The 21,543-nt window shown below is 66.2% G+C and carries 17 protein-coding genes; 14 read left to right on the top strand and 3 right to left on the bottom strand.

What is annotated here, in order from left to right; genetic code table 11:
• Positions 1-104 precede the first annotated feature (104 nt).
• Genes G5S35_RS24430 through G5S35_RS24420 form a run of 3 tightly spaced genes read left to right on the top strand, consistent with a single transcriptional unit; the run spans position 105 to position 6,025 of the window.
• Positions 105-1,316, top strand: coding sequence for an efflux RND transporter periplasmic adaptor subunit (locus tag G5S35_RS24430; protein WP_420874543.1), 1,212 nt, complete (start codon positions 105-107; stop codon positions 1,314-1,316).
• Positions 1,317-1,329: 13 nt separating this feature from the next.
• Positions 1,330-4,497, top strand: a complete 3,168-nt coding sequence (locus G5S35_RS24425) for an efflux RND transporter permease subunit (RefSeq protein ID WP_183039803.1) — start codon at positions 1,330-1,332, stop codon at positions 4,495-4,497.
• Positions 4,490-6,025, top strand: coding sequence for an efflux transporter outer membrane subunit (locus G5S35_RS24420; RefSeq protein WP_074985262.1), 1,536 nt, complete (start codon positions 4,490-4,492; stop codon positions 6,023-6,025). The genes G5S35_RS24425 and G5S35_RS24420 overlap by 8 nt, the downstream gene beginning before the upstream one ends.
• On the opposite strand, the gene G5S35_RS24415 is transcribed toward G5S35_RS24420, so the two are convergent.
• Both G5S35_RS24415 and G5S35_RS24410 read right to left on the bottom strand, forming a co-directional pair.
• Positions 6,022-6,954, bottom strand: coding sequence for an AraC family transcriptional regulator (locus G5S35_RS24415; protein ID WP_183039802.1), 933 nt, complete (start codon positions 6,952-6,954; stop codon positions 6,022-6,024). The genes G5S35_RS24420 and G5S35_RS24415 overlap by 4 nt on opposite strands.
• Positions 6,884-7,306: a hypothetical protein gene (locus G5S35_RS24410; protein WP_183039801.1), complete on the bottom strand. Its 423-nt coding sequence runs from the start codon at positions 7,304-7,306 to the stop codon at positions 6,884-6,886. Before G5S35_RS24410 ends, G5S35_RS24415 begins: the two co-directional genes overlap by 71 nt.
• A 181-nt stretch (positions 7,307-7,487) precedes the next feature.
• On the opposite strand from G5S35_RS24410, the gene G5S35_RS24405 reads away from it, so the two are divergent.
• Positions 7,488-10,424: a winged helix-turn-helix domain-containing protein gene (locus G5S35_RS24405; protein ID WP_065059839.1), complete on the top strand. Its 2,937-nt coding sequence runs from the start codon at positions 7,488-7,490 to the stop codon at positions 10,422-10,424.
• Positions 10,425-10,460: 36 nt separating this feature from the next.
• Here G5S35_RS24405 and G5S35_RS24400 read toward each other — a convergent pair whose 3' ends face one another.
• Positions 10,461-11,675 carry an MFS transporter gene (locus tag G5S35_RS24400; protein ID WP_183039800.1) on the bottom strand — a complete coding sequence of 405 codons (1,215 nt, stop codon included), beginning with the start codon at positions 11,673-11,675 and terminating at the stop codon, positions 10,461-10,463.
• A gap of 153 nt (positions 11,676-11,828) precedes the next feature.
• Here G5S35_RS24400 and G5S35_RS24395 point away from each other — a divergent pair, with 153 nt between their 5' ends.
• From G5S35_RS24395 to G5S35_RS24350, 10 genes are all read left to right on the top strand, one after another.
• On the top strand, positions 11,829-12,740 hold the full coding sequence (locus G5S35_RS24395) for a LysR family transcriptional regulator (protein ID WP_065059688.1): 912 nt from the start codon (positions 11,829-11,831) through the stop codon (positions 12,738-12,740).
• Between the two features lie 299 nt (positions 12,741-13,039).
• Positions 13,040-14,032, top strand: a complete 993-nt coding sequence (locus G5S35_RS24390; RefSeq protein WP_074985257.1) for an alpha/beta fold hydrolase — start codon at positions 13,040-13,042, stop codon at positions 14,030-14,032.
• 105 nt (positions 14,033-14,137) lie between these two features.
• Complete coding sequence (locus G5S35_RS24385) at positions 14,138-14,773, top strand: hydrolase (RefSeq protein WP_065059686.1); 636 nt, start codon at positions 14,138-14,140, stop codon at positions 14,771-14,773.
• Between the two features lie 129 nt (positions 14,774-14,902).
• Positions 14,903-16,804 carry an amidohydrolase gene (locus G5S35_RS24380; RefSeq protein WP_110327678.1) on the top strand — a complete coding sequence of 634 codons (1,902 nt, stop codon included), beginning with the start codon at positions 14,903-14,905 and terminating at the stop codon, positions 16,802-16,804.
• 17 nt (positions 16,805-16,821) lie between these two features.
• The gene (locus G5S35_RS24375; protein ID WP_065059684.1) at positions 16,822-17,226 is read left to right on the top strand and encodes a DoxX family protein; all 405 of its coding nucleotides are present in this window, start codon (positions 16,822-16,824) and stop codon (positions 17,224-17,226) included.
• Positions 17,227-17,279: 53 nt separating this feature from the next.
• Positions 17,280-17,996, top strand: coding sequence for an HD domain-containing protein (locus G5S35_RS24370; RefSeq protein WP_074985254.1), 717 nt, complete (start codon positions 17,280-17,282; stop codon positions 17,994-17,996).
• A 38-nt stretch (positions 17,997-18,034) separates the two neighbouring features.
• Complete coding sequence (locus G5S35_RS24365; protein WP_065059682.1) at positions 18,035-18,292, top strand: DUF1427 family protein; 258 nt, start codon at positions 18,035-18,037, stop codon at positions 18,290-18,292.
• The gene (locus tag G5S35_RS24360; RefSeq protein ID WP_074985252.1) at positions 18,274-19,005 is read left to right on the top strand and encodes a YoaK family protein; all 732 of its coding nucleotides are present in this window, start codon (positions 18,274-18,276) and stop codon (positions 19,003-19,005) included. Before G5S35_RS24365 ends, G5S35_RS24360 begins: the two co-directional genes overlap by 19 nt.
• 43 nt (positions 19,006-19,048) lie before the next feature.
• The gene (locus G5S35_RS24355) at positions 19,049-20,002 is read left to right on the top strand and encodes a VOC family protein (protein WP_074985251.1); all 954 of its coding nucleotides are present in this window, start codon (positions 19,049-19,051) and stop codon (positions 20,000-20,002) included.
• Positions 20,003-20,007: 5 nt separating this feature from the next.
• Positions 20,008-21,501: an alginate export family protein gene (locus tag G5S35_RS24350; protein ID WP_183039799.1), complete on the top strand. Its 1,494-nt coding sequence runs from the start codon at positions 20,008-20,010 to the stop codon at positions 21,499-21,501.
• The last annotated feature ends 42 nt before the right edge of the window (positions 21,502-21,543 follow it).

The following is a 21,543-nucleotide window of genomic DNA, read 5'->3' as shown; positions in this document are numbered from 1 at the left end:
GGCATGGGCCCGGCGCGCCTCTAGCGAATATGACAAGACACTCAGGAAACTACGCCATCACACCGGGAACGCCGTCACTCCGTACGCTCGCCGCGCAGTGCGCGGTGATCTGCGCCGCCCTCGGCCTCGCAGGCTGCTCCGATAAACCGCAACAAGCGGCCTCCGCCACGCCGGAAGTCAACGTGATGCGCGTGCAGACGACTGCCGTGCCCGTGACGGTCGATCTGCCGGGCCGCGTGAGCGCGCATCTCGTCGCCGAAGTGCAGGCGCGCGCCACCGGCATCCTGCTCAAGCGCACCTTCGTCGAAGGCAGCGAGGTGAAGGCCGGCCAGCTGCTCTATCAGATCGATCCGGCGCCCTATGTGGCGACGCTCGACAACGCCAAGGCCGCGCTCGCGAAGGCGCGCGCGACGCTGGTCGCCGCGAAGGCGCAATCCGATCGCTACAAGGTGCTGGTCGCGGCCAACGCGGTCAGCAAGCAGGATTACGACAACGCCGTGGCCGCCACGGACGAAGCGCAAGCCGACGTCGAAGCCGACGCCGCGAGCGTGGAAACCGCGAAGATCAACCTGAGCTACACGACCGTCTATTCGCCGATCACGGGCCGCATCGGCAAGTCGTCGGTGACGCCGGGCGCGTACGTGCAGTCGAGCGGCGCGACCGAACTCGCGACCGTGCAGCAGATGGATCCGGTGTACGTGGACCTGACGCAATCGAGCGTCGACGGTCTGAAGCTGCGCCGCGCCGCCGCCGACGGCAAGATCACGCTGACCGGCCCGCACGCCGCGAAGGTGCAACTGGTGCTCGAAGACGGCCAGCCCTATAAGGGCACGGGCCACCTCGAATTCTCCGACGTGACCGTCGATCAGACGACCGGCTCGGTCACCGTGCGTGCGACTTTCGACAATCCGCACGACGTGCTGCTGCCGGGCATGTACGTGCGCGCGCGCATCGACGAAGGCTTCAACGAGCAGGCCGTGCTGCTGCCCGAAGCCGCTGTGCAGCACGACCAGAAGGGCAACCCGACGGCGCTCGTCGTCAACGCGAAGGACCAGATCGAACTGCGCCAGCTCACCACGGGCGGCGTGACGGATAACAACTGGATCATCGAGAAGGGGCTCAACGTGGGCGATCGCGTGGTCGTGTCGGGCGGCATGAAGGTGCAGCCGGGCCAGACCGTGCATGCCGTCGATCAGGGCGCGACGCCGGTTTCGGCGACGGCCGCCGCCGCCGACGCCGCGGCTTCGGATTCGGCAGCGGCAGCGGCTTCGGCTTCGGCATCCTCGCCCGCAGCGGCGTCCGCTGGCGCAGTGTGAGGTGACGCGTTAAATGGCTCGATTTTTCATAGACAGGCCCATCTTCGCCTGGGTGATCGCGATCATCCTGATGATGGCGGGGGTGGCCTCCATCTTTTCCTTGCCGGTGGCGCAGTATCCGACCATCGCGCCGCCTTCCATCCAGATTAGCGCGAGCTACGCGGGCGCATCGGCCAAGACCGTCGAAGACACCGTGACGCAGGTGATCGAGCAGCAGATGAGCGGTCTCGACCATCTGCTGTACATGTCGTCGACGTCCGACGATTCGGGCGCGGCCACCATCACGCTGACCTTCGCGGCGGGCACCAATCCCGACATCGCGCAGGTGCAGGTGCAGAACAAGCTGCAACTCGCCACGCCGGTGCTGCCGACCGTCGTGCAGGAAGCGGGCATCAAGGTCACGAAGTCCAGCAACAGCTTCCTGATGGTGATGGCGTTCGTCTCGCAAGACGGCAGCATGGACCGCTACGACCTCTCGAACTACGTGGCGTCGCACATCGAGGATCCGCTGAGCCGCGTCGACGGCGTCGGCACGGTCACGCTGTTCGGCACGCAGTTCTCGATGCGCGTGTGGCTCAACGCCGACAAGCTCAACCAGTACGCGCTGACGCCGGTGGACGTGGAAACGGCCATCACGAACCAGAACGTGCAGGTGGCGGCCGGTTCGATCGGCGGCACGCCGTCCGTGAAGGGCCAGGCGATGCAGGCGACCATCACGGAAGCGTCCTTCCTTCGCACGCCCGAGGAGTTCGGCAACGTGCTGCTCAAGGTGAACCAGGATGGTTCGCAGGTGCGCCTGAAAGACGTGGCGCGCATCGAGCTGGGCGGCGAGAACTACAACTTCGACACCAAGTACAACGGCGCGCCCGCAGCGGGCTTCGGCATTCAGCTCGCGACCGGTGCGAACGCGCTGCAAACCGAGCAGCTGGTGCGCGCGAAGCTCGCGGAACTGTCGAAGAACTTCCCGCACGGCCTCATCGTGAAGTATCCGTACGACACCACGCCGTTCGTGCGTCTGTCGATCGAGGAAGTGGTCAAGACGCTGCTCGAAGGCATCGTGCTGGTGTTCCTCGTGATGTATCTGTTCCTGCAGAATCTGCGCGCCACGCTGATCCCGACGATCGCCGTGCCGGTGGTGCTGCTGGGCACGTTCGCGGTGATGTCGGCGGCGGGCTTCTCGATCAACACGCTCTCGATGTTCGGGCTCGTGCTCGCCATCGGTCTGCTGGTGGACGACGCGATCGTGGTGGTCGAAAACGTCGAGCGCGTGATGGCGGAAGAAGGTTTGCCGCCGAAGGAAGCCACGCGCAAGGCGATGGGCCAGATCACCGGCGCACTCGTCGGCGTGGCGCTCGTGCTCTCGGCCGTGTTCGTGCCGGTGGCGTTCTCGGGCGGCTCGGTCGGCGCGATCTATCGTCAGTTCTCGCTGACGATCGTGGCCGCGATGGTGCTCTCGGTGCTCTGCGCGCTGATTCTCACGCCCGCCTTGTGCGCGACCATCCTCAAGCCGATTCCGCAGGGCCATCACGAAGCGAAGACGGGTTTCTTCGGCTGGTTCAACCGCAACTTCGACAAGAGCCGCGACAAGTATCACAGCGGCGTGCAGCATGTGATCCGCCGTTCGTCGCGCTGGTTCGTGATCTATCTGGGCGTGATCGTCGCGGTGGGCTTCCTGTTCGTGCGTCTGCCGAAGTCGTTCCTGCCCGATGAAGATCAGGGCACGATGTACGTGCAGGTGCAGACGCCGGCGGGCTCGACCCAGGAAATCACGGCGCGCTCGCTCAAGGCGGTCACCGACTATCTGCTGACCGACGAGAAGAATATCGTCGAGTCGGTGTTCACGGTGAACGGCTTCAACTTCGCGGGCCGCGGCCAGAACTCCGGCATGGTGTTCGTGCAGATGAAGGACTTCGACAAGCGCCGCGCGTCGAACGAGAAGGTGCAGGCGCTGGTGGGCCGCGTGTTCGCGCACTTCGCGGGCGACAAGGACGCGATGATCATCCCGATCAATCCGCCGTCGATTCCCGAACTCGGCACCGCGTCGGGCTTCGACTTCGAACTGACCGACAACGCATCGCTCGGTCACGAGAAGCTGATGGCCGCGCGCAATCAGCTGCTCGGCATGGCGGCGAAGGATCCGTCGCTGGCGCTCGTGCGTCCGAACGGCCTGAACGATACGCCGCAGTACAAGGTCGATATCGATCGCGAGAAGGCTCAGGCGATGGGTGTCGCCGCCGCCGACATCGACGATACGTTCTCGATCGCGTGGGGCTCGAAGTACATCAACAACTTCCTCGACACCGACGGCCGGATCAAGCGCGTCTACGTGCAGGCCGACGGCCCGTTCCGCATGAACCCGGACGATCTGGGCAAGTGGTACGTGCGCGGCACGAGCGGCACGATGGTGCCGTTCACCTCGTTCGCCACGGGCAAGTGGACGTTCGGTTCGCCGAAGCTCGAACGCTACAACGGCATTTCGTCGCTCGAAATCCAGGGCCAGGCGGCGGCAGGCAAGTCGACCGGCCAGGCGATGAGCGCGATGGAGCAACTGGCGGCGAAACTGCCGGCGGGCATCGGCTATTCGTGGACGGGTCTGTCGTTCCAGGAACTGCAATCGGGCTCGCAGGCGCCGCTGCTCTACGCGATTTCGATCATCGTGGTGTTTCTGTGTCTCGCGGCGCTGTATGAAAGCTGGTCGATTCCGTTCGCGGTGATTCTGGTGGTGCCGCTTGGCGTGATCGGCGCACTGCTCGCGGTGACGCTACGCGGCCTCGAAAACGACGTGTTCTTCCAGGTGGGGCTGTTGACCACCGTGGGTCTGTCCGCGAAGAACGCCATTCTGATCGTCGAGTTCGCGCGCGAACTGCAGGAGCAGCAGGGCATGACCGCGGTGGCGGCGGCGATCGAAGCCGCGCGTCTGCGTCTGCGCCCGATCCTGATGACGTCGATGGCCTTCGTGCTCGGCGTGCTGCCGCTGTCGATCAGCAACGGCGCGGGCTCGGCGAGCCAGCACGCGATCGGCACCGGCGTGATCGGCGGCATGTTCACGGCCACGTTCCTCGCCATTTTCATGATTCCGATGTTCTATGTGGTCATTCGATCGAAATTCAGCCGCTCCGAAGACAACCCGCAGAGCGGCACCGATGCGGCCCACGGCACGCAGGAGAGCCACGATGAATAAGCTCTCGCTGACCGCGCTCGGCGTGGCGGCGGCGTTCCTGAGCGCCGCCTGCACGCTGGAGCCGCACTACACGCAACCCGCCGCGCCGGTGTCGGCGGCCTATCCCACGGGTCCGGCCTACGACAGCCAGCCGGGCGCCGACGCGCGCAGCGCGCAGGGTCATTCGGCCGCCGACATCGGCTGGCGCGACTTCTTCAAGGACCCGCGCCTGCAGAGGCTCATCGAGCTGGCGCTGCAGAACAACCGCGATCTGCGTGTCTCCGTGCTGAAGGTTGCGCAGGCGCGCGCGCAGTACCGCATCGAGCGCGCCAACCTGATGCCGACGGTCTCCGTGACCGGCACCGGCACGCGCACCCGCACGCCGGCCGACCTCTCGTACGTGGGCCGCGCGACGGTCGCGAGCGATTACGACGCGGCTGCGGGCGCGTCGTGGGAGCTCGACTTCTTCGGCAAGGTGCGCAGCCTCTCGAACGAGGCGCTGCACACCTATCTGTCGACGGCGCAGGCGCGCAAGGCGGCGGAGATCACGTTGGTCTCCGAAGTCGCCGATCAGTATCTGACGATGCTCGCCTACGACGACACGATGAAGGTCACGAAGCAGACGCTCGACGCCGCGCAGAAATCGTACGAGCTGACGAAGACGGAATTCGACACCGGCACCGGTTCGGAACTCGATCTGCGTGAAGCGGCGGGCGTGGTGCAGCAGGCGCATGCGAACTACGAGAGCGAAGTGCGTCTGCGCGCGCAGGCGGAAAACGCGCTCGTGTTGCTGGTGGGCGCGCCGTTGCCTGCCGATCTGCCCGAGGGTCTGCCGCTCGATTCGCAGGCGCTGCTCGCCGACATTCCGGCGGGCCTGCCCAGCGATCTGCTCACGCGTCGCCCCGACATTCTCGAAGCCGAGGAAACGCTCAAGGCCGCCAACGCCAACATCGGCGCGGCGCGTGCGGCGTTCTTTCCAAGCATCAGTTTGACGGGGCAGTTCGGTTACGCGAGCGCGAGCCTCGGCTCGCTGTTCAAGCCGGGCCAGCTTGCGTGGGATTTCGGGCCGACCATCACGATGCCCATTTTCGAAGGCGGCGCGAACAAGGCCAGCCTCGACGTGGCGAAGCTCGAAAAAGACGAGGACGTGGCGGCGTACGAGAAGGCGATTCAGACGGCGTTCCGCGAAGTGGCGGACGGGCTCGCCGCGCGCGGCACGTACGATACGCAGATCAGCGATCTGCGCGCGTACACCGAAAGCGAGCAGCGCCGTTACACGCTGTCCGATCTGCGTTATCGCAACGGCGTGGACAGCTACCTCTCGGTGCTGAGCGCGCAGACCGATCTGTATTCCGCGCAGCAATCGCTGATCAGCGCGAATCTGAGCCGACTCACGAATCTCGTGGATCTGTATCAGTATCTGGGCGGTGGCTGGATTGCGCAGACCGGCGACGCGCCGCGCAATGCCGACTCGGATCGCACGGCGATGGAAACGTCGAACGCGGCGTCTTCAGCGTCGGCGGCATCCGCGGCGACTGCGGTACGTTAACCCTCAGAAGCATCCGGGGCACGCAGGGCGTGCCGCCGCCAGGCGCCTGGCGACACGCCCACCTGCTTGAGGAACACGCGGCTCAGGTGACTCTGATCGGCGAAACCGCATTGCGCGGCGATCTCCGAGAGCGTCATGGCCGTGCGTTCGACGAGCCGGCGCGCCTGCTCGGTGCGCTGTTCGAGCAGCCACTGATGCGGCGTGCGTCCCGTCGATTTCGAAAACGCGCGGATGAAGTAGCCGCGCGACAGATTGCACTCGCGCGCGATGTCGGCAATCGACACGCCGTCGCGCGTGCGCTCCAGCAGCAGTTCTTTCGCACGAGCTTCGTTGAGCGCCGAGAGCGCGCCCTTGGCGCGTTCGTTCGTGGCGTTGAAGCCGCCATACTGGCGCGCGACGTGCGAGCCGATCGCCAGACCGACCTGCTCGATGAACACCGTGTTGATGTCGCCCGCGAGTTCCAGATTCGCGGCGAGCGCGCGGGCCAGATGGCCGAGCACCGCGTCCTTCTGGTGCGCGCCGCAGGTCAGGCCGCTGATGGCGGGCAAATTCTGCTCGTCGGCCAGCCGGTCGAGAAAAGGGCGTGACAATTCGACAAGCACGAAATCGAAATTGCCATACATATCCGCCTGATAATCTTCAGAAAAATCGCGGATATAGATCGAATCGGTATCGAAATGCCGGTCTAAAGCGCGTGCCCCCCGGAATATCTTCCGGCGATGGGCATTGCCTAATGAAATACCCGTCAAAAATCCGCGTTCGCTAGCCGGCATGGCAATGCGTTCGAGGTCCGGCTCCGCCATGCATTTGCGGTAGAACGCGATATCCCCGTTGTCGACATGGACATCGACTCGCAATTTACTGGCAACACAGCCCAGATTGTCTTTGGGCGCGGCCTTGACCGGCGCTGATATTGCTCGCGAAATCATGGACGGTGACCTCGTGCCGGATTCTCCGGATGAATTGAACGGCGCGGATCAAACACCGCTGTAACCGGTTCGACAGAATCGAGGTGACATTTATACCATCGGTCAGAAATAGCGGCAACGCGTGCCATGCCTTGTGCTTATCGACTGCAATGCGGCGTGAATGGCGCTTCCGGAATCGCTGAATGCCCGTCTGGCTGCGGATTGGACCCGATCCGGAAATGATTTGCACAATCGCCGGAGTCAGCAACTGCTGAAAATCGTCCGGCGCACTGGGCCCGGAATTCGACGCCCGGGCGGCTTCAAGCGGCTCCGGCGGCGCGTTGCGCCTCGCATGCCGCGAATTATTCTTCAAGACGGCTTTATTTCTAATCATTACACTTCGCCCCAGAAAATAGAGGGGGCAGTCGACGTTCAATGAGAGGAGGCGCGATATTGGGTTCGAAACCGGGCGGCAATGGCGTTTCGAATGACGGTGTTCAACCAGGTGCGTGTCGGGTCACGTGCGAGCACGCAAATATGTCCTGGAGATGACCATGATCCAAATTGGCACATTGCGGGTCAGTTTCGAGCAGCGCGAGATCCGTCGCGACGGACTCGTGATGCGCATTGGCGCGCGCGCGTTCGACGTGCTCGAAGTGCTGTATCGCGCGAACAATACGATGCTCTCGAAGGACGCGATCATGGACGCCGTGTGGCCCGGCGCGATCGTCGAGGAAAACCGCCTGCAGGTGCACGTGGCCGCGCTGCGCAAGCTGCTCGGCGCGGAACGCGACCTCATCAAGACCGTGGCGGGGCGCGGCTATGTGCTGGTCGTGCCGAACCAGTCGACGGCGTCGAACATGCCGAATGCGTCGAGCACGGCCGGTGCGGACGCAGGCGGTGCAGTGCGCGAGGCCGCGCCGCTGCCTTCGCTCGCGTCGCTGCGCGTCGTGCCGCTGATCGGCCGCGAAACCGAAATCGCACGCATCGTCGAGCAGTTCGAGCACGTGCCGGTGACCACGATCGTCGGCGCGGGCGGTATCGGCAAGACCTGTCTCGCGCGTCACGCCGCGCGCGAAATGCAGCGCCGCCAGGGCCGCGCCGTGTGCTTCGTCGAACTGAACAAGGCCAGTTCGCGCGAGACCGTGTTCGCCGCGCTCGCGGAGGCGCTCGATCTGCAAGGCGAGCCGGGCGTGTCGTGCGAGGACGCGATCTGCGAGGCTGTTGCAGCGTCGAATTGTCTGCTCGTGCTCGATAACGCCGAGCATGTGATCGATGTCGTGGCCGGTTTTGTCGATACCCTCGTTGCGCGCCATCATGGTGCGCGCCTGCTGGTGACGAGCCGCGAGCCGCTGCACATCTGGGCCGAATCCGTGCTGCGCCTCGAACCGCTCGCGGTGCCGGCCAACGGCGCATCCACCGAGGCGATCCTCGCGCATTCCGCGGTCGCGCTGTTTCTATGCCGCGCCCGCGCGCTCGCGCCCGACTGCGCGCGCGACGAGGCGAGCATCGCGCTCGTCGCCGAAATCTGCCGTCGCCTCGAAGGCCTGCCGCTCGCCATCGAACTGGCCGCCGCGCGCGTGGCCACGCTCGGCGTGGAAGGCGTGGCGTCGCGCCTCGACGACCGGCTCAATCTGCTGACGGGCGGATTGCGTTCGACCTTGCCGCGCCATCAGACCTTGCGCGCGACCTTCGAGTGGAGCTACATGCTGCTCGACGCCGCGTCGCGCATTCTGTTTCGCCGCTCAGGCTGCTTCGCGGGCGCGTTCACCTTCGAGGCGGTCTGCGCGGTGACGGCCGAGCCCGGCATGTCGATCGCGGTGATCGTGTCGAGTCTTTCCGAACTCGCGACCAAATCGCTGCTGAATGTGGAGTTTCGCGGCGCGATCGCGGTCTACCGGCTGACCGAAAGCACGCGCGCCTATGCGCTCGAAAAGCTGCGCGACGAAGGCGAATCGCAGATCATCGCCACGCGCCACGTGCGCTATATGCGCAAGCGCATCGAGGAGAGCGGGCCGTTCGTCGCGCAGACGGAGCACGAGGGCGCCGATGTGAGCACGCGTCTCTCGCTCGACGACGCGCGCAGCGCCTACGACTGGGCCTTCTCCGACGACGGCGACAAGGTGCTCGGCGTCGCGCTCGCGGGGGCGCTCGTCGGCACCTTGCTCAGCGCCTCGCGCGTGCAGGAATGCTGCCAGCGCGCACAACGCGCGCTCGCGGTGCTCGACACGCTACCCGCGGGCTCCGTCGATGTCGTCTGCGAAATGAAGCTGTGCGCCGCCTACGCGACCTCGCTGCTGCACGTGGGCGATGACATGGGCCGCGCCGTCGCGCTGTGGGAACGCGTGCTGCGTCTTGCGCGCGCCGCCGACGACGCCGAATTTGCCGCCGACGCGCTCTGGGGTCTCTGGAACACCATGCAATCGAGCGGCGACATTCACACGTCGCTGCGTTACGCCACGCGTTTTCAGCACGCGAGCGCCGCTTGCGATTCGCCGTGGCGCCGCTGGCTGGCCGAACAGACACTCGCTATTTCGCTGCACTGTTGCGGCGAACACGACCAGGCGCGCGAACGGCTCGAACGCACGGTCGAAGCCTTCACGACGCTCGGCGCCACGGCGCCGTCGCGCGGCTGGCTCACGGTGTATCCGCTGATCTACGCGCGCGGCACACTCGCGCGCATCGCGCTGCTGCAATGCCAGCCCGCGAAAGCGATGCAGCTCGTGGAAAGCACGCTCGATCTGATTCACGGCGATGCACTGGAGCCCTCGCTGAGTCACGTGCTGGCCTGCGTGGCCGTGCCGATCGCGCTCGATTGCGGCGAGCGGCAGTTGGCCGCCAACTATCTGGCGCTGCTGCGCTCGCAGTCGGCCAGCCATCGGCTGGAGATCTGGCTCGACTACACCGAGTGTCTGGCGGCGAAGCGCGACATGCTCGCGGGTCATGCGGACGTCGCGCTCGAACGGCTGGAAAACGCGTTGCCGCGGCTTGCGTCGCGTGGTTTCCGGCGCGTGGTCACGCCGTTCGTCGTGCTACACGCGCAGACGCTCGCGCACGCGGGTCGTTTCGAGGAAGCGCGCACGCGGCTCGACGAAGCGCTTGCGAGTGCGCGGGCGAATGGCGAGCGTTACTTCGCGCCCGAGTTGCAGCGCGCGCGCGGCTGGCTGGAATTGCGGCGCGCGGCGCAGCGCGGCACGCCGCCGGACGACGTGGCGCGGCGCGAGGAAGCGGGGCGGCGTCTGCTCGACGAGGCGATCTCGATGGCGCGTGCCGACGGCGCGCCGCTGTGGGCCTTGCGCGCCACGCTCGATCTCGCGACGTACGAATTCGACAAGGGCGAGACGGCGCGCGCGACAGCGTTGATCGACGGTCTGGAGGATTCGGCGTGGGATCGCACGTCGAATGCGCCTGATTTTCAGCGCCTTGCCGCGCTCAGGAAGACGCTGCAATCGGCACGCACGCAGCGCACAGAGCGGCTTGCGCCGCAGTGAACGCCGCGCGCGCGGCGCGGGGGTTCTGCAAGGCAACTAGCGCTGGGCCGCCGCGTGCGGCTTGCCGATCAGCAGGAAATGCACGCATGCGATGAGCGGAAACACCAATGCCACGCACGCGACCAGCGTCCAGCCACCGCGTTCGTACAAGGGGCCCGCAAGCGCGGAACCGAACGCGCCGCCCACGAAAATGCTCGTCATATAGAGCGCATTGAGGCGATTGCGGCTCGCCGCGTGCAGCGCATAGATCTCGCGCTGGCCGAGCACCATGTTCATCTGCGCGGCAAAGTCGAGCGCGACGCCCGTCACCACGAGCCCGAACACGCCGAACGCCGGATGCACGAGCGCGGGCAGGAACGACAGCGTGCCGACGATCAGCGCCACCACGGTCGCGCGCACGGAATGCCCGGCGTCGGCGAGTCGTCCCGAGACGGGCGCCGAGGTCGCACCAATCGCACCGACGAGCGCGAACAGCGCGATGGCGGTCTGCGAGAGGCCGTAGTGGCGTGTGAGTTCGATCGGCACGGCGGTCCAGAACAGACTGAACGAGGCGAACATCAGCGCCTGATAGAGCGCACGATGACGCAGCACCGGCAGCGTGCGCACGAGCGTGATCAGCGAGCCGAGCAGGGCGAAGTACGTCGCGCGATGCTCGGGTTGACGGCGCGGAATCGTCAGCGCGAGCACGGCGGTCACGAGCGTCATCAGCATGGCCGCGCCTGCGAACACGGTGCGCCAGCCGAAGTGATCGGCGAGCACGCTCGACAGCGGCCGTGACAGCAGGATGCCGAGCAGCAAGCCGCCCATGATCGTGCCGACGACGCGTCCGCGCGCATGATCGGGCGCGAGATGCGCGGCGAGCGGAATCAGGATCTGCACGGCCACCGAACTGAATCCGATCAGCAGCGAGATCGCCAGAAACACGCTCGCCGACTGCGCGAGCGAGGCCGCGATGAGACTCGCGATCGACACCAGCGCGGTCACGATCATCAGGCGGCGGTTTTCGAGCAGATCGCCGAGCGGCACGATGAAGAACAGGCCGAGCGCATAGCCGATCTGCGTGAGCGAGACGATCAGGCTCGCGGCGCCGCCCGTCATGTGCAGCGACGGCGCGATCAGTTCGATGATCGGCTGCGCGTAATAGAGATTCGCGACGATCGCGCCGCAACTGAATGCGAACAGCGCGATGAGTCCCTGAGTGAGGTGCACGGCGTGCGGCGTGCCGCCGTGCATGCGCGAAGGCGTGGACATGGGCGTTCCTTGAACGATGAATCGGTGCGACGAGCATAGGCGCGCCGTCGCGGCGGCGGAATGGGGCGGCGGCGCAATCCCGCGTTGCGTGGCGCGCAACGGCTTCGCGTCGTCAGCGCTCATGGTCGTTTCAGCGCTGGCATAATGCCCGCCATGGACAAGCTACTCGCCTTGAAGACCCTGCTCGAAGTGGCCGACGCCGCCGGTTTCGCCAAGGCGGCGCAACGTCTCGGCGTGGCGACCTCGTCGGTCACGCGTTTGATGGATGCGCTCGAACAGGACGTCGGCGCGGTGCTGCTCACGCGCACGCCGCGCCGTGTCAGCCTGACCGATGCGGGCGCGGCCTATGTCGAGCAGGTCGCCAAAGTGCTCGACGATCTCGCGGAAGCCGACGAAAGCGTGCTCGACAGCGGCGCGGAACCGGCGGGCATGCTGCGCATCGCGGTGCCGTCCACCTATAACCGCGTGGTGCTCGCGCCGCATCTGGCCGCGTTTCTCAGCGAACATCCGCGCATGGCGCTCGACGTGGTGGCCGCCGACCGCTATGTCGATCTCGCGCTGGAGCGCATCGATCTGGCGGTGCGCATCGGCGTGCCCGAAGCGAATCCGCAACTCGTCGTGAAGACGCTCGCCGATAACGCGCGGATCGTGGTGGCGAGCGCCGCCTATATCAAGCGCGAAGGCATGCCGGACGCGCCCGCCGATCTCGCCGGGCGCGACTGTCTGCGCGTGAATTATGGCGGCGGCTATCGCGCGCGCCAGGTCTGGACCTTCACGCAAGGCGAGACGCAGGAGGCGGTGAACGTGCGCGGCCGCCTCGTCTCGGACAGCATCGACATGCTGCTCGCCGCCGTGCACGCGGGGCACGGTTTCGCGCTGTTGCCCGCATGGCTCGTGCACGACGCGCTCGCGTCCGGTCAGCTCGTGCGCGCGTTCGAAGGCTGGCACGTGAGTCCGCAAGGCGGCGATGTGGTCGTGCACGCCGCATATCTGCCGAATCGGCGTCATTCGACCAAAGTACGCGCGCTGCTGCGTTTTCTCGAAGCGCGTCTGAACCCGCGCTGATCCGCTCGCGCTCGCGCGCACGATCGTTCAGGCGTTCATTTCCTTCTTCCCTTCGACGATGCATCGCGGCCTCGCCCCGGCCGCCGATGCCGCTCGCCCGTTGCCCGCGATCGAGTCAATCCGCATCTGAATTCAGGACTTTTCAGATCGCGCCAAGGACTTTGCAGGACCGTCTCCGTAATCTGCGCTCACGCATGCGGCGTCAACTTCATGACTTCTCGCCCGCCGCATTGCGCCTGATTCACACGCGCAACCTCATCGCCGCTGCACACGCAGCGATGCAACGACGGAGATCCAGCATGAACACGCAGCAAATCGACACGACCATTCCCTCGGCCTCGCGTCGCCGGATGCTTTCGGCCAGCGCGGGCATGGCCGGCGCCATGGCCGCCATGTCGAGCCTGTCCGCGAACGCGGCGACGACGGCAGGCGCCGCGCCCCACGCGCACGGCACCGGCCACCATCACGGCGGCAGCTACGTGAGCGCGAAGGACGGCACGCAGATCTACTTCAAGGACTGGGGCACGGGCACGCCGGTGGTGTTCTCGCACGGCTGGCCGCTGTGCGCCGACGCGTGGGACGCGCAGATGCTGTTCCTCGTGAACCAGGGCTATCGCGTGATCGCGCACGACCGCCGTGGTCATGGCCGCTCGGGTCAGCCGTCCGAGGGCAACGACATGGACACCTACGCCGACGACCTCGCCGCCGTGCTCGACGCACTCGACGTGAAGGGCGCGATGCTCGTGGGTCATTCGACGGGCGGCGGCGAAGTCGCGCATTACATCGGCCGTCACGGCGAAAAGCGCGTGGCGAAGGCGGTGCTGATCGGCGCGGTGCCGCCGCAAATGGTCAAGTCGCCGACCAACCCGAACGGCCTGCCGATGCAGGTGTTCGACAACATCCGCGCGGGCGTGGCCGCGAACCGCTCGCAGTTCTATCTGGATCTGGCGCAGCCGTTCTACGGCTTCAACCGTCCGAACGCGAAGGTCTCGCAAGGTCTCGTTCAGGAATTCTGGCGTCAGGGCATGGCTGGTTCGATCAAAGGCCAGTACGAGTGCATCAAGCAGTTCTCGGAAGTCGATTACACCGACGACCTGAAGAAGATCAGCGTGCCGACGCTGATCCTGCACGGCGACGACGACCAGATCGTGCCGATCGACGATTCGGCGAAGCTGTCGGCCAGGATCGTCAAGAACGCCACGCTGAAGATCTACGAAGGCGCACCGCACGGCATGTGCAGCACGCACGTCGACAAGGTCAACGCGGATCTGCTCGCCTTCCTGAAATCGTAAGCGATCCTGATCGAATTCAGGATATTTCAGCGCAACGACAAGGACGCGGCGACGCGCGAGCCCTAATCTCAACGTCGCCGACCCAACCTTTAAACGGAGCCTCTCATGGCAAAAGAACTGTTGACCCCCGACACCTGCGCACTCGCGCTGATCGACCACCAGCCGCAGATGTTCTTCGGCACGCACTCGCACGAGCGCACCACGGTGCTGCACAACGTGCAGATTCTCGCGAAGGCCGCGAAGCTCTTCAAGGTGCCGACGGTCCTCACGACCATCGCCGCCGACTCGTTCAGTGGCCATCTGCTGCCGGAAGTGCAGGCGGTGTTTCCGCAGCAAAAGCCCATCGACCGCACGTCGATGAATTCGTGGGAAGACGCGGGCTTCCGTGAAGCGATCAAGGCCACGGGCCGCAAGAAGATCGTGATCGCCGGCCTGTGGACCGAAGTCTGCGTGACCTTCCCGACGATCCAGATGCTCAACGAAGGCTTCGAGATCTACGTGCCGACCGACGCATGCGGCGACATCACGGAAGAAGCGCACGAGCGCGCCGTGCAGCGCATCGTCCAGGCAGGCGCGGTGCCGATGAACTCGCTGCAGTTCATGTGCGAACTGCAACGCGACTGGGCGCGCGGCGAGACCTACGAAGGCTGCATGGACATCTTCAAGGCGCACAGCGCGTACGGCATCGGCGTGCGTTACGCCAAGCAGATCCTCGGCGAGCACGCGAGCGAGGCGGGCTGAAGCTGAAGGGCTCGCGTTGTCGCGAGCCTCGCAGAACGACGCGCGCGAAGCCGCCTGAAAAAACCTGAAGGCCGGTTTCGCGCGCAGCAGCAAATACATCAACCGCATCGAGAACACAGGAGGGCGTCGATGAGCGCACCCGATCAACCTGCCCGCGTCGCCGACCTGGTGATCTACAACGGCAAGATTGCCACCCAGGACGAGCGCCGCTCGTTCGTCACCGCACTGGCCGTGTCGAACGGCAAGGTCGTGGCGTCCGGCAACGAGCGCGACGTCATGCAATGGGCGCGCGACGACGCCCGCCGCATCGACCTGAACGGCCGCACCGTGATTCCGGGTCTCAACGACTCGCACCTGCACGTGATTCGCGGCGGTCTGAACTTCAATATGGAATTGCGCTGGGACGGCGTGCCGTCGCTGGCCGACGCGCTCGCCATGCTGCGCGAGCAGGTCGCGCGCACGCCCGCGCCGCAATGGGTGCGCGTGGTGGGCGGCTGGAACGAATTCCAGTTCGCCGAGAAGCGCGGCCCGACGCTCGAAGAGATCAACGCGATCGCGCCCGACACGCCGGTCTTCATCCTGCACCTGTACGACAGCGCGCTGCTCAACGCGGCGGCGCTGCGCGCCGTGGGTTACGACCGCGACACGCCCAATCCGCCGGGCGGCGAGATTCAGCGCGACCGGCGCGGCAACCCGACGGGCATGCTGATCGCGCGTCCGAACGCGGGCCTGCTCTACGCCACGCTGGCGAAGGGCCCGAAGCTCGCGCTCGACGACCAGATGAATTCCTCGCGCCAGTTCATGCGCGAACTGAACCGGCTCGGCGTGACGAGCGCCATCGACGCGGGCGGCGGTTATCAGGCCTATCCCGACGATTACGCCGTCATCATGGAGCTGGCCAGGCGCGATCAGCTGAGCATCCGCATCGCGTACAACCTGTTCACGCAGAACGCGAAGCGCGAGGTGGAAGACTTCGCGAAGTGGGTCAAGGCCACGCGTCCCGGCGACGGCGACGACTTCCTCAAGGTCAACGGCGCGGGCGAAATGCTGGTGTTTTCGGCCGCCGACTTCGAAGACTTCCTCGAACCGCGCCCGGACCTGCCCGAAGGCATGGAGAAAGAACTCGAAGACGTCGTGCGCCTGCTGGTGCAAAACCGCTGGCCGTGGCGTCTGCACGCGACCTACGACGAATCGATCGACCGCTTCCTGAACGTGTTCGAGCGCGTCAACGCCGACACGCCGTTCAACGGTCTGCGCTGGTTCTTCGACCACTGCGAAACGATTTCCGAGCGCAATATCGAGCGTATCGCGGCGCTGGGCGGCGGCATTGCCGTGCAGCATCGGATGGCGTTTCAGGGCGAATATTTCATCGCGCGTTACGGCGCCGAAGCCGCCGCGCAAACGCCGCCGGTGCGCAAGATGCTCGAAGCGGGCCTGCCCGTGGGCGCGGGCACCGACGCCACGCGCGTCGCGAGCTACAACCCGTTCGTGTCGCTCTACTGGCTGGCCTCCGGTCGCACCGTGGGCGGCACGCCGATGTACGCGCAGCGCGACCGTCTCGACCGCATGGAAGCACTGCGTCGCTACACGGTGGGCAGCGCGTGGTTCTCGAACGACGAGACGAAGAAGGGCGCGCTCGTACCGGGCCAGTACGCCGACTTCGCCGTGCTCAGCGACGACTTCTTCACGGTCGAGGAAGAAGCGATCAAGCATCTGACCTCGGTGCTGACCGTGGTGAATGGCCGCGTGGTGTATGCCGATGCGGAGTTCGACACGCTCGCGCCGCCCGCGTTGCCGGTCAGCCCGTCGTGGTCGCCGGTTGCGGAGTTCGGCGGTTATGCGCGCTATCGGCCGGTGGTGTCGAATTCGGCGGCGAATGCGGCATCGCTTGCGCAATCGTGCAGCGACGCCTGCGTGAACCTGTGCGGCGTGCACCAGCACGCACACGGCCGCGCGTGGCGCAGCAACGCGCCGGTTTCGGACCAGAACGGTTTCTGGGGCGCGCTCGGCTGTAGCTGCTTCGCGTTCTGATCGGGGAGCGCGCCATCATGAAACGCATCGACACTACCGACGCCGCGCTGCTGTTCCTGCGCGTGGCCGCGAGTCTGCTCGTGCTGTTCGTGCACGGTCTGCCGAAGGCGCTGCACGTGCACGCACAACTGGGCGCGATCGAAGATCCGCTGCATCTGGGCAGTGGTTTTACGCTTGGATTCGCAATCTTCGCCGAAGTCGTCTGTCCGGTGCTGATGATCCTCGGCATCTACACGCGGCTCGCCGCGCTGCCGATTCTCGTCGTCACGGTGGTCGCGCTCGGCCTCGTGCATCCGGACTGGACGCTCGAACAAGGCCAGTTCGCATGGATGCTGCTGATCCTGTTCGGCACCGTGGCGATCGGCGGACCGGGCCGTTACCGGCTTGGCGCACCGCTCGCCGCGCAGACGCATCGCGCTTGACCGGCGGCGCGCGTCATCGACGTCACTCACAACAACGCACAGGAAAACGGGGCATGGGAACAGCGTCATGGAGGGCAGGCGGAGAGGTGGCGGGCGTACGCATTCCGTGCACGCCGGTCGCGATCGCCGCGGCGGAGAGCGCGCACGCGGCGCTGCCGCCGGTGCTGCTCGGCCATGCGAGCCGCGTGTTCGTGTTCGCGGCGCTCAACGCGCGGCGCGGCGGCGTGGCTTGCGACGAGGGCACGCTCTACGTGAGTTCGATGTACGCGAACATGGGTTTGAGCGCCGCCTACGCGCATTCGACGGCGCGCTACGAACTCGACAGCGCCGACGCGGCGCGCCGCCTGTTGCATCACTATGGCGCGAGCGCGCGCGATCAGGACGAGGCATGGCTCGCGATCGCGCTGCACACCACGCCGGGCGTGTCCGCGCGCGTGTCGCCGCTCGCGGACATGCTCGCGGCCGCGGTGCGCACGGACCTCGTCGCTGCGCAGTTCGACGATTACACGGGCGGCGAGCGCTCGGGCGTGCTGGCCGCGTATCCGCGCGGCAAGGGCTTCGAGGAGGAGATCATCGGCGCGATTGGACGCGGCGTCGCGCACCGGCCGCACACGACCTTCGGCACCGCGAGCGCGGACGTGCTCGACCGCGTCGATCCGGACTATTGCCGCGTGAATTTTTGCGGACAGATTCTGGGCTCGCGCTGGCAGGGCGCGCAGGCAGCCGATGGCAGGACGCCTCCGCATTCCCGCGCGGCGCCTCGCGCCTGACGCGGTCCGCTACAGCAGCACAGCAAGGAGAAGCAGACATGTCATACCTGATTTCGCTGGGAGCGGGCCTCGTGGTCGGCTTCCTCTATTACTTCTCGCGGGTGCAGTCGCCCGCGCCGCCGCTGATCGCGCTCGTGGGCCTGCTGGGCATCGTGATCGGCGAGCATGCGATTCCGTTCGTGCAGGCGCAGTTGAAGCCGCCCGTGGCGCAGTCACAGACGCAGACCGCGCCGCAGGAAGTCAACCCGACCACCACCGTCGCCGCGGCGCAACCGTCATGCAGCAACGAGCCTTGAGTCCCGCCGCCATGCTCGCGCCGTTGCGCGGCGAAAACGTGGCGCTCGCGTTCGTCGCGGGCTATGTCGATACGCTCGGCTTCGTCGCGCTGTTCGGACTGTTTACGGCGCACGTCACGGGCAATTTCATTCTGATCGGCTCGGGCCTCGCGGGCGCGGGCAGCGGGCTGCTGATCAAGTGGCTCGCGTTTCCGGCCTTTATCGCGGGCATCGTGGCGGCGCGCGTGCTCGACAACGCGCTGCGCGATTCCGCGCACGGCACCCGCGCCGGCGGCCTGTACGCCTTGCAGATCGCATTGCTCGCCGCGTTCATGATCGCGGGCGTGCTGGCCGCGCCGATCACGAATGCCGATGCGCCGCTCACGATCGCCTGCGGCCTGCTCGGCGCGGCGGGGATGGGCGTGCAGAACGCGCATGCGCGGCTCGCGTCGCGCAGCGTGGTCGCCAATACGGTCATGACCGGCAACGTCACGCAAGCCGTGATCGACGTGTTCGATCTGCTGTTTCCGGGCCGCACGCACGTGGACCCCGCCGACACGCGCGAGCGGCTCGCCCGCACGCTGCCGCCGGTGCTCGCGTTCGCGCTGGGCGCGGGCGGCGGCGCGCTGGGCTGGCTGACGGCTTCGTTCTGGGCGCTGGTCGTGCCGCTCGCGTTGTTGGCGATGCTGGCCGCGTCGGCGTGGCGCGAGGAACCGGCCGGATCCGCCGCTTGATTTTCAACGTTTCATCGTTTCGATTTTTCATCAGGAGCATTACGTGAATCTTTCCGCCTTTCAACGACCCGTGCGCGCGCTCGTCGTCGCGCTTGCGGCGCTTGGCGTCATGCTGCCCGCGTCGAGCGCCTTCGCCGACGACGCGCAATATCCGCAATCCGCGCAAGCGAAGCAATCGGCGCAATTGCCGGTGGTTTCGGTCGGTCCGCAATACGACACGACGCACGTCTACGTCGCCAACGACGACATCGACGCGTTCGTGAACAGCTTCCTCGCGACCTTCGGCGGCAAGGCTTCGCCGCGCGCCGTCTTCACGGTCACGCCGACGCCGAGCAAGACCGCCTCGCAATACGTGCAGACGCCGGTGGGCATGCTCTCGGTGTTCGCGTTCCAGACGCCTGTGCCGTACCCGTTCGGCAACGAACGCACCGGCTATCTGGTCACCGATATCGACACGGCCGTGCGCGCCGCGCGTGCAGCGGGCGCCGACGTGCTGGTCGAATCGTTCGACGATCCGATCGGCAAGGACGCCATCATTCAATGGCCGGGCGGCCTGACGATGCAACTCTATTGGCACACGAAGGCGCCGTCGTACGCGCCGCTCGCGTACGTGCCGGACAACCGCGTCTATGTTTCGAAGTACGAGGCGCAGAATTTCATCAAGCGTTTCCTGCGCTTCTCGCACGGCAAGATCGTCTCCGACAACCACCACGCGGACGGCGCCGAGATCGGCAAGCCGGGCGAAACGATCCGTCGCGTGCGCCTGCAATCGGGCTTCGGCAACATGCTCGTGTTCGTGACCGACGGCAAGCTGCCGTTCCCGTACGGCCGCGAAACGACCGGCTACGACGTGCCCGATCTGGATGCCACGCTCGCCAAGGCGCAGGCGGCCGGCGTGAAGGTGCTGGTGCCCGTCGCGCAGAACGTGGAAGGGCGCACGGCGATGGTCGAGTTCCCCGGCGGCTACGTGGCCGAACTGCATCAGCGCGCGAAGTAAGCAGCATGCTCACGAGCAAGCGATCGCGCCGCCAGGCGCAGGGATGGCGGCGCGCGGCGCTCGCGGGCGCCGCGTTCGCCGGGTTGCAGGCGGGCGCGGCGAATGCGGCGGATGCGCAAGCGGATGCGGCTTCGACTGCGCCCGCTGCGGCGGCGGCTTCAACGTCGGCATCGGCGGCCTGCAACGCGCAGCGTCCGGTTCCGTCGTTCAACCGCTGGCAGGAAGACTGGAGCGCGCTCGCGAATCCGTGCGTGCCGCGCAAGCCGCTCGATGCGCTCAAGTACCTGCCGCTGTCGAGCGACCCGTCGTGGTATCTCTCGCTCGGCGCGAATCTGCGTGAGCGCTTCGAACTGAACAACACGCCGCTGTTCGGCCTCGGCGCGAACAAGCCCGACAGCTGGCTGATCCAGCGCGTCGAAGTACACGCCGATGCGCATTTCGGCGAGCACGTCCAGGCGTTCTTTCAACTCGAGGACGCGCGTCCGTACGGCAAGGACTCGGTCACGCCCGTCGACAAAAATCCGCTCGATATCGAGCAGGCGTTTGTCGCGTTCGTCTACGGCGTGGGCGGCGGCACCTTCAAGGCGCGCGTGGGGCGTCAGGAAATGGCGTTCGACTTGCAGCGTTTCGTGTCCGTGCGCGACGGCCCGAACGTGCGCCAGGCCTTCGACGCGCTCTGGGCCGACTACGAGATCGGCAAGTGGCGCTTCATTGGCTATCTCACGCAGCCGGTGCAGTATCGCGACAACTCGGATTTCGACGATGTCTCCAACGGCCATCTGACCTTCGACGGCGTGCGCGTCGAGCGTGCGAGCGTCGGTCCCGGCGATCTCTCGGCGTACTGGTCGCGCTACGAGCGCGATAACGCGCGTTTCATCGACGCGAGCGGCAACGAGCGGCGCGATGTGTTCGACGCGCGCTACGCGGGCAAATCCGCGCCCTTCGACTGGGACGTGGAAACGATGTTCCAGACCGGCCACGTGGGCGCGGACACCGTGAGCGCGTGGGCGTTCGGCGCGCTCGGCGGCTACACGCTCGCTTCGCTGCCGGGCACGCCGCGCGCGGGCTTGCAGATCGACGGCGCATCCGGCGATCACCATCCCGGCGACGGCCGCGTGGGCACCTTCAATCCGCTGTTTCCGAACGGCTATTACTTCACGCTCGCGGGCTACACCGGCTATAGCAACCTGATCCACGTAAAGCCTTCGCTGACGTTCAAGATCACGCCGAAGCTCACGCTGCTGACCGCGCTCGGTTTTCAGTGGCGCGAAACGACTGCCGACGCCGTTTACGGCCAGGGCATGGCGACGGTGCCGGGCACGGCGGGCAAGGGCAATCGCTACACGGGCATGTATGCGCAGGTGCGCGCCGACTGGATCGTCAACGACAACGTGGCGCTCGCGCTCGAAGCCGTGCACTTCAACGTGGGCAGCTCGATCCGCGCGTTGGGCGCGCGCAATGCCGATTATGTGGGCGTCGAAGCGAAGCTCGGCTGGTGAAGTCCGCCGGGCAAAGATTCGACGATGAGGACGCTGAGCGTC

The organism is Paraburkholderia tropica (assembly GCF_014171495.1).
Lineage (GTDB): Bacteria > Pseudomonadota > Gammaproteobacteria > Burkholderiales > Burkholderiaceae > Paraburkholderia > Paraburkholderia tropica.
Note: the sequence above shows the minus strand (reverse complement) of the source record. Positions and strands in the feature narration are given on the sequence as shown.